The sequence below is a fragment of the Ruegeria sp. genome, from assembly GCF_965199275.1.
Lineage (GTDB): Bacteria > Pseudomonadota > Alphaproteobacteria > Rhodobacterales > Rhodobacteraceae > Ruegeria.
In genome coordinates, this window is record NZ_CBDAQX010000021.1 from 757,674 (window position 1) to 766,756 (window position 9,083).

8 protein-coding genes, 1 tRNA gene and 1 riboswitch are annotated in these 9,083 nt (G+C 59.1%); of the genes, 5 read left to right on the top strand and 4 right to left on the bottom strand.

What is annotated here, in order from left to right:
• Positions 1-55 precede the first annotated feature (55 nt).
• On the top strand, positions 56-1,513 hold the full coding sequence (locus tag ACOERD_RS18490; protein ID WP_419739990.1) for a cobyric acid synthase: 1,458 nt from the start codon (positions 56-58) through the stop codon (positions 1,511-1,513).
• Between the two features lie 4 nt (positions 1,514-1,517).
• On the opposite strand, the gene ACOERD_RS18495 is transcribed toward ACOERD_RS18490, so the two are convergent.
• The gene (locus ACOERD_RS18495; protein WP_419739991.1) at positions 1,518-2,258 is read right to left on the bottom strand and encodes a hypothetical protein; all 741 of its coding nucleotides are present in this window, start codon (positions 2,256-2,258) and stop codon (positions 1,518-1,520) included.
• Positions 2,259-2,426: 168 nt separating this feature from the next.
• Here ACOERD_RS18495 and ACOERD_RS18500 point away from each other — a divergent pair, with 168 nt between their 5' ends.
• Positions 2,427-3,608, top strand: a complete 1,182-nt coding sequence (locus tag ACOERD_RS18500; protein WP_419737631.1) for an ISNCY family transposase — start codon at positions 2,427-2,429, stop codon at positions 3,606-3,608.
• Positions 3,609-3,760: 152 nt separating this feature from the next.
• On the opposite strand, the gene ACOERD_RS18505 is transcribed toward ACOERD_RS18500, so the two are convergent.
• A complete protein-coding gene (locus ACOERD_RS18505) occupies positions 3,761-5,179 on the bottom strand; it encodes a TolC family outer membrane protein (RefSeq protein WP_419739992.1) in 1,419 nt (472 codons plus the stop codon).
• A 94-nt stretch (positions 5,180-5,273) separates the two neighbouring features.
• Complete coding sequence (locus ACOERD_RS18510) at positions 5,274-5,927, bottom strand: protein-L-isoaspartate O-methyltransferase family protein (RefSeq protein ID WP_419739993.1); 654 nt, start codon at positions 5,925-5,927, stop codon at positions 5,274-5,276.
• Positions 5,928-6,148: 221 nt separating this feature from the next.
• Between ACOERD_RS18510 and ACOERD_RS18515 the strand changes: the two genes are divergently transcribed.
• Positions 6,149-6,222, top strand: a tRNA-Cys gene (locus ACOERD_RS18515).
• Positions 6,223-6,261: 39 nt separating this feature from the next.
• On the opposite strand, the gene ACOERD_RS18520 is transcribed toward ACOERD_RS18515, so the two are convergent.
• A complete protein-coding gene (locus ACOERD_RS18520; RefSeq protein ID WP_419739994.1) occupies positions 6,262-7,332 on the bottom strand; it encodes an NAD(P)-dependent oxidoreductase in 1,071 nt (356 codons plus the stop codon).
• A 26-nt stretch (positions 7,333-7,358) separates the two neighbouring features.
• Positions 7,359-7,563: riboswitch (cobalamin riboswitch) on the top strand.
• Positions 7,564-7,645: 82 nt separating this feature from the next.
• Here ACOERD_RS18520 and ACOERD_RS18525 point away from each other — a divergent pair.
• On the top strand, positions 7,646-8,026 hold the full coding sequence (locus ACOERD_RS18525) for a DUF1636 family protein (RefSeq protein ID WP_419740168.1): 381 nt from the start codon (positions 7,646-7,648) through the stop codon (positions 8,024-8,026).
• Positions 8,023-9,078, top strand: a complete 1,056-nt coding sequence (gene cobW, locus ACOERD_RS18530; protein WP_419739995.1) for a cobalamin biosynthesis protein CobW — start codon at positions 8,023-8,025, stop codon at positions 9,076-9,078. The genes ACOERD_RS18525 and cobW overlap by 4 nt, the downstream gene beginning before the upstream one ends.
• The last annotated feature ends 5 nt before the right edge of the window (positions 9,079-9,083 follow it).

A 9,083-nucleotide genomic window follows, 5' to 3' on the forward strand; every position in this document is an offset into this window, starting at 1 on the left:
GCTTTCCCTTTAGCGTCAAATCAGGTCATTTGCCCCCAACGTATAGGAGATACCCATGGTTCGCGCCATCATGATTCAAGGCACCGGCAGCAATGTCGGCAAATCGGTTCTGGTTGCCGGGTTGGCGCGGGCGTTCACGCGGCGCGGTTTGAAGGTCGCTCCGTTCAAGCCGCAGAACATGTCGAACAACGCAGCTGTGACGGAAAACGGAGGCGAGATCGGACGCGCACAGGCCTTGCAAGCGCGCGCGGCCAAACGCCCGACTCATACGGATATGAACCCGATCCTGCTCAAGCCCGAAACGGATACTGGCGCGCAGATCATCGTGCAGGGGCAGCGTGCCGGAACCATGAAGGCGGGCGACTATCGCAAGGACAAATCCAAACTGCTGGGGGCCGCGCTGGAAAGCTTTGACCGGCTCTGCGGCGACGCTGATCTGGTCTTGATCGAGGGCGCGGGTAGCCCGGCTGAGACCAACCTGCGCAAAGGTGATATCGCCAATATGGGTTTCGCCTGCGCCGCCGGGGTTTCAGTAGTGCTGGTGGGCGATATCCACCGGGGTGGCGTGATTGCGCAGATCGTGGGCACTCAGGCCGTGCTGGACGAGGGCGATCTGGCGATGATCCGTGGCTTTGCCGTCAACCGCTTCAAAGGCGATGTATCTCTGTTTGATGAAGGGCGCGATGATATCGCCGCGCGGACCAGCTGGCCTTGCCTGGGTGTTGTGCCGTGGTTCCACGACGCCTGGAAACTACCCGCTGAGGATATGATGGACATCCGCTCTCATACCGGTGGGGCCTGCAAGGTTGTGGTGCCTCAACTGGAGCGCATGGCCAATTTCGACGATCTGGACCCTCTGTCGGCTGAGCCCGGCGTCAGTGTCGAGATCATCCCCGCAGGGCGCGCCCTGCCCGGTGATGCCGATCTGGTGCTGTTGCCCGGCAGCAAATCAACCATCGGTGATCTGACCTATTTCCGGAAGCAGGGCTGGGATATCGACCTCCACGCGCATGTACGTCGCGGAGGTCACGTTCTGGGCCTGTGTGGCGGATACCAGATGCTGGGAAAAACGATCTCGGACCCCGAAGGCGTCGATGGTCGGCCCGGCACGGTTGAGGGCCTTGGGCTACTGGACGTTGACACGGTCATGGCGGGTAAGAAACACGTGACCCTGACCGAGGCCTGCGCCCTGCCAAATCGCGAACCTGTCAGTGGGTACGAGATCCACATGGGCCGGACCGAAGGGCCCGATTGCGCCCGTGCCTGGCTTGAGGTGCAAGGACGCCCTGAAGGTGCCGCCAGTGCCAATGGGCGCATTCTGGGCAGCTATCTGCACGGGATTTTCTCATCCGATGCCTTCCGCGCGCAATACCTATCGCGTTTGGGTGTCACCTCCGAGACCGCATATGAAGACGGAGTCGAACAGGCGCTGGATGATCTGGCAGACCATCTTGAACAGCATATGGATCTGGATCTGCTGCTGGAGCTTGCTCGGACGCCGCAACGGGCCTGAGCTTTTATTCCAGCTCTTTGGCAGTCAGCGCACGGTGAATCTCGCGCCGGACCATCTTGCGGACATTGCGGGTGATGCGTTCCCCTAACGCGCCCTGAAGCTCGGACCGGACAACCTCGGCGATCATCTCACGCAAGGCCTCCTCCTCGGACGCAGACAGCCCGATCTCGTCATCGATCATATCCTCGGACGCGTCCTCAACTGGCTCGGCAGCAGGGGTCTCGCCATGCCGAACAAATGTCGCCGACTTATCCGCCTCGCCTGAGGGCGCATCCACATCCTCGGCATCCTCGTCTTCAAAGGTGGGCGCAGGTATCCAATGCAGCGCCTTCGAGGGCGTGCCGGAATAGGCGTCGTCGCTGTCTCCGTCCGGCTCCCATTGGTCCTCGGTCCGCGCGATGGCGGCCTCAAGGGCTTCGGTCTTAGCACTCAGACTACCGGACAGGTTTTCCGACGGGGTCTCGTCGCCGACCTCCTCAGCACCATCGTGATTGGCTGCGTCGCCCGGCTGAACAATATCACAGGCCCGCAGGAGCATCGGCTTGGCCGAATCCTCGGGACTGTATTTGGGTTCCAGTTTCAGGGGTTCGGATTTTGGCGCGTCACCAACGCGCAGCGCGTCCGTCAAGACCAATCGCCCCGGCTTGCGTGGAGCGGTCGCAGTATCGGCATCCGACACTTTGCGACCGTCTTCGCTCACCAGTCGTTTTACCGACGACAGTACATCCTCGATACCTGAGGTCATGACGCTATCCGACATTGTTCTCTACCGCTCTTTTCTTGAGACCAAGTGTAGCCAAACACGTCGGGCGTCACAACCAGTAGTATAGATCAGTGTCGCTAACACGCGATATGTCCGGTGTATGTAACATGCGATCTGTCCGGTTCTATTCTGTCTCTGAGAGGAGGCGTTATGAACCGAGCAGAAGTGTTACAGGAAGTTCGACTGATGAAGTTTGAAGATGTGTATTCGCGGCGAAGCGCGAACAAGCTGACGCAAGAACAGGCGGCTGAGATACTGGGTGTATCCGTGCGCACCGTCAGGCGTTGGGAGGATCGATTTGAGGCGGATGGTGCAGAAGGTCTGTACGACCGTCGGCTTGGCAAACTGGCCAACAATCGTGTTGCCACGGATAAGGTCATGGAGATGCTTGAACTGTTTGATACCAAGTACTGGGATTACACGCCGAAGCATTTCCACGAGAAGCTGGTGGCCCACCATGGTTTCACACAGAGCTACAACTGGGTGCGGCTTACACTGCAGCGCCACGGCCGGGTTCAGGCAGCACCCCGACGAGGTGCCCATCGGCGCAAGCGGCCCCGCCGTCCGATGGTTGGCATGATGTTGCATCAGGACGGCTCCAGCCATGAATGGGTTCCGGGTCAGTGGTGGGATCTGATCGTCACCATGGACGATGCCACCAACCGGGTTTATTCGGCATTCTTTGTCGAGGAAGAAGGGACGATGAGCAGTTTTCAGGGGCTGACAGAGGTGATCGAGGCGCAAGGTCTGTTTTGCTCGCTCTATGCCGATCGGGGCTCTCATTACTGGCATACGCCCGAAGCGGGCGGCAAAGTGGACAAGGACAATCTGACCCAGGTCGGGCGCGCCTTGCAGCAACTCGGCATTGAGCTGATCCCGGCCTATTCACCGCAGGCCCGTGGACGGTCTGAACGCATGTTTGGCACGTTCCAGAACCGATTGCCGCAGGAACTGCGGTCCCATGGGATCACAACCATTGAAGAGGCCAATCAGTTCCTGAAAGAGGTCTATCTTCCCGAACACAATGCCCTGTTTGCAAAGGAGCCGGAGGATACGACCTCGGCCTTCGTGCCGTTTACAGGCAATGTGCGCGACACCCTGTGTGTGCAGGAAGACCGCGTCGTCGGCAACGACAATACGGTGCGCTACAAGGGCCTGGTCATGCAGATCGCGGCAGACAGGCACCGTCATCATTTCGTCAAGGCGAAGGTCAGGGTCCACGAATACCCCGATGGTCAACTGGTCATCTTCCACGGCCCGAGATGCATTGGCCGCTACCAGCCTGACGGATCACCCATCACACAGGAGGATAGCAAACACAAAGTCGCGTGACCCGCTTCGACGTGGCGCGAACGCGGTGGCCCAAATCTACGGTCGCCTACGGCTCCCTCCGAATTGGGCCACCGCGCAATCAACTGAAGCGGACAATTGGCATGTTACCTACACCGGACAATTCAGAATGTTCTCGACACCAGTAGTATAGATCAGTCCCGCCGCAACGCTTTGAGAACTCGATCCAGATCTTTGCTTTGCTTGCTAACCTGCGCCGGAGCCTTTTTGACCAGATTGTAGTACAGCGTCGGGTAGTAGATTTGCACCGCAAGCCCCAGACGTTCAGCCGTCAGAAGACCTTGCGCCTGCAGCAGCTGGTATGCCGCCAAGGACCGCTCGGTGCGCGAGGCGACCTCGGCCAATTGCGCGTCCAGAAGATCCTGCTGAGCGGTCAGCACGTCCAGCGTGGTTCGCGCGCCCAGCGTTGCCTCTTCGCGAATCCCGTCAAAGGCCACTTGCGAGGCGCGAACCCGCTCGGTCGAGGCCGTCAGGCTGGCCGTTGCCGTTTGGAACCGCACAAAGGCGTCTGTCACGCCCTGAGTGATATTCTTCTGCACGTTCAGCAGATTGGCCCGCGACGAATCCCGGGTCGCCATCGCCCGGCGCACGTTGGCCGCAAGACGACCGCCCGCATAGATCGGCTGGTTGAAGTTCAGCGAAACCGTGGCGTCGTTGATGTAGTCATCATTGTCATATCGCTGCGTCACACCCGCATCCGCGTTCAGGCTGACATTGGGCCCAAGGTTGGCACGTTGCTGCTGCACGATCAAATCCAGCGCCCGCACCTGGTGCTGAGCCGATAGAATCGCCGGGTGATTGCGTTGCGCGAGGCTGATTGCCTCGGATTGCGAGCGTGGGAGGTTCGGAAGCCCCGGCTGCCCAGCCGTACGCCCCGGCAACTTGCCGACCGCATTAACATACTCGGCCTGAGCGGTGCTGAGATCCCCTCTGGCATCCGCAAGATCCGCGCGCGAACTGGCCAGCTGCGCCTCAGAAAGAGCCACGTCAGTCCGCGTGACTTCACCCACTTCGAAGCGGTCGTTCGAGGCCCGAAGTTCCTCGCTGGACAGATCGACGTTGTTTTGCCGAATCTGAACCGTTTCTTCTTGCAGCAGGACGCTCAGATACGCGGTTGCGGCCCGGAAAAGAACTTGCTGCTCGATATCGATTAGCGACTGGCGCGTCGACAGAACCGTTTCCTGTGCGGACTGCTTGCCCAGCACCGATGCCCCGCCATCATACAAAAGCTGGCTGAGCGTCAGACCCGAGAAGAATCGCGACGGGTCGGTGCTTGTTCTGACGGAGTCAGTTCTTGTTCTCGTGTAATCCTGACTAACCTGAACCGTCCAGTTGATGATCGGGCGCAGCGCGGAAAGCGCAATTGCCACGTCTTCATCCGCTGCCCGCAACAGGGCTCGGTTCTGTTCCAGCAGACCGCTGGTGTTATACGCTCCGATGAACGCATCTGTCAGATTGTCAGCCCAGACGGCCCGTCCGGGAACAGTACTCAGGGCAATGGCCGCAGTCACTGCAAGCGCTTTGACCAGCTTTCCCGCTGTCTTTCCACGCATACCAAATCCTCTCAAATCGAAATTACGCTGCCTCTCCGGCAGTTTGCGTCTTTATGTTCAACTAATCAAGGTGGTGGAAACAACAGTCAGCGGACTATAGCGAAAATGCACACTCTTTGGAAAAACCGTCCAAAACCAGCGCACTGGCGTTGAAGGCATCCCGCCAACTGACCACGCCACCGGCCTTGCGACCGATGCGAACTGTACCCAGTTGCCCATCCACAAACAGACAGGCGATCCGGCCCTGATCCTTCAATTGGTCCAGCACCGCGTCGGGCACCTGTTCGACACCACCTTGTATCATAATCACGTCATAAGGGCCATGCTCGGCCGCTCCCTCTTCCAGAGGCCCGACATGAATGACGGCATTGTCTACGTTTTCTTCGGTCAGCACGCTTTGCGCTTCGGACGCAAGATGTTCGTCGGATTCGACTCCAACCACCAGCTGCGCCATTCGAGCGGCGATTGCGGTCGAATACCCGTAGGCCGACGCGATATCGAGGACCATTTCGTCATTCGAGATATTCAGCGCATCCAACATCTTAGCCAGAGTGCGCGGCTCAAGAATACAGCGGTTGTTACCCAGATCTATCAGCTCTTCGACATAGGCCGCTTCGCGCTGTGCGGTCGGTACAAAGCTTTCACGCGGAACGGACAGCATCGCGTCGATGATTGGAAACTTGGTCACATCCGAGGGTCGTACCTGCGTATCAACCATCGTGCGGCGCCGGGCTGCGAAATCTGACATCTGATCTCTCTTTTCAATCCCTTGGGTAATTGGCTTGTGCCACACTCGACCTGACTCGACAACGGCCCAGATGCCGCAAGCCTGGTTCACGATCCGTTTAGTCCGGCCGCCCACAAATATTGATTTGCGGCCCAAAATCGACGGCAATACTCTGGACGCCCCCGATGAAAGCTGCTAAAACGCCCATCACACCACGGCAAGTATTTGATTTTACTTGAAAAGGCGAGTTGGCGGAGTGGTGACGCAGCGGATTGCAAATCCGTGTACACCGGTTCGATTCCGGTACTCGCCTCCACATCCCCTTCCTAAAAATTTCGTCTCTGGAAATCAGTTTTCAGAAGGAACGCCCCTGAGGCACAACCTCGTACCCTGGTTCTTCCGGCTCATCGTCCTGCATTTCCGTAGGAAAACCCGGTGCGCGGATGTCCAAGCCCGTGGCCTCTTCCAGGCGTTTGATGATGTTTGGCGACAGCTCACGCTCGCCAAACCGGGCGATGCCGTCTTCAAAGATCTTGATCATCACCGGATTGATTTCCAGCGGAACACCGGCGCGATCGGCGACGTCCTGAAACAGGCCGATATCCTTTTTCACCAAATCCATGGTAAACGAGATATCGCGCGAGCCGTTCAGGATCACCTGGCTTTCGGTTTCGTGCACGAACGACGTCCCTGACGAAATCTTGATGGCCTCATAGGTGGTGTTCAAATCCATCCCGGCGGCCTTGGCGGTGACCAGAGCTTCAGCACAGGTGATCAGGTTGGCCGTGGCCAGATAGTTGGTCAACACCTTCAGGACCGAGGCCGAGCCGAGCTCTCCGGTGTGCAGAACCCGCCGACCCATGGTCGTCAAGAAGGGCAGAATGCGTTCGAACGTATCGCGGTCGCAGCCAGCGAAGATCGAGATATTACCCGTCGCCGCGCGGTGGCAGCCACCCGAGACAGGGCAATCTACGGCGGCTCCTCCGCGCCCTTGAACCAATGCGCCCAACCGCTTGACCTCGGCCTCGTCGGTGGTGGACATCTCCATCCAGATCTTACCTGGGCCAACCTCAGGCAGCATCTCCTGCATCACCGAGTCCGAGGCCGCAGGCGACGGTAGGCAGGTGATCACGGCATCGCAATCGCGCATCATCTGGGCCGGGTTTTCAGCCGCTTTGGCGCCTTGCGCGACAAAGGCCTCGACCAGATCGGAACTCAGGTCATGAACCGTCAGGTCGATTCCATTGCGCAGCAATGACCCTGACAGCTTGCCACCCACATTCCCAAGCCCGATAAAACCTACTTTCATGGATTTCGCCTCCGTTTGCGATTTGAGGCCATGCGACCATGCATCAGCGCCCTGTTCATGCCGCCTAGCGACGCTGGCAGGTCGCTTTTCAACGTGCCGCAGCGGTCTGAGCTGCATCGCGCTTGACAAGCTGCGGGTGCGTGCCGCATGAGCCTCATGTTGGTGTCTGTGAGAACAGATGAAAAGGGAATGCGTCAACGGGTTTTCCGCCAAACGCAGCCGCCCCCGCGACCGTGACCGGAGAGGGTGCCCAAGCCACTGGCGCAAAGCCGGGAAGGCGGGACATCCGACAGAGGACGCCTCTGACATCCGCAAGCCGGGAGACCTGCCAGCGCCCGAAGATGAAACCGGACGGGGTGTTCCGGTGTCGGGTCAAGGGACCCGCATGAAACCCCGTCCCCCACGATGAGGATTTGGGGGGATGAGAGACATGACCGAGACCGCTCCGGTCGAATTGCTGGTTTGCACCACCTGTCGTCGCGGGCTGCCCGTTGAAGACGATGCGAAACGCCCCGGCACCCTGTTGCACAAGGCGCTTGAACAGGCGGACCTGCCGGAAGGGATTACCCTCAAAGCCGTGGAATGCTTGTCCAACTGCAACGAGGGCTGTTCCATCGTGCTGCGTGGCGGCCCGGAACGCTGGACCTTCGTTTATGAACATTTGAACGAAACAGACCATATCGACGTGATCGTTGACGGCGCCACCAAGTACCTCGCGACCGAGGACGGTTTGGTCAAATGGCGTGAGCGCCCCGAACATTTCCGCAAAAACTGCGCAGCCCGCATTCCCCCGATTGGAGCCCTGAAATGAGCAACTTGGAAAAACTCCCCGTCACCGTGATCACTGGCTTCTTGGGCTCGGGCAAGACGACTCTGGTTAAGCACCTGATGCAGAACCCGCAGGGCAAGCGTCTGGCCGTGGTGGTCAACGAATTTGGCGATGTCGGCGTCGATGGCGATATTCTGAAATCCTGCGCCATCCCTGATTGCCCGGCGGAAAACATCATGGAACTGGCCAACGGCTGCATCTGCTGCACTGTGGCTGACGACTTCATCCCAACCATCGAAGCCCTGATGGCGCTGGAGCCGCGCCCCGATCACATCCTGATCGAAACTTCTGGCCTCGCCCTGCCCAAGCCGCTGCTGAAGGCGTTCGACTGGCCCGATATCCGATCAAAAATCACCGTCGATGGCGTCATCGCGTTGGCCGATGCTGAGGCCGTCGCGGCCGGTCGCTTTGCTCCGAATGTCGAAGCAGTGGACGCTCAGCGTCTGGCCGATGACTCGATCGACCATGAAACGCCTCTGTCCGAGGTGTTCGAGGATCAGATTTCTTGCGCCGACATCATCCTGCTGACCAAGCCTGATCTGGCCGGTCCCGAAGGCGTGGCAAAAGCGAAAGAGATCATCGCCGCCGAAGCCCCTCGCCCGCTGCCCGTTGTCGAAGTGGCCGAAGGTGCCGTGGATGTACGTGTCGTTCTGGGGCTGGAAGCGGCTGCAGAAGACGACATGGACGCGCGGCCCAGCCATCACGATGGTCACCACGATCACGAACATGATGACTTCGAAAGCATCATCGTTGATTTGCCAGAACAGACCGATCCCGCCGATCTTGTCGCCAAGATCGAACGTCTGGCCAATGAGCTGAACATCCTGCGCGTCAAAGGCTATGCCGCCGTTCAAGGCAAGCCTATGCGCCTGCTAGTTCAGGCCGTGGGTGCGCGTGTGCGTCACCAGTATGACCGTCCGTGGGAGCCCGGTGAAGACCGCCGCTCGCGCATGGTAGTGATCGCCGAGCATGACGACATCAAGGAAGCAGAGATCCGCGAAATCCTCGCGGGTGTCACCGAGGCCGCCGAGTAAGGCCC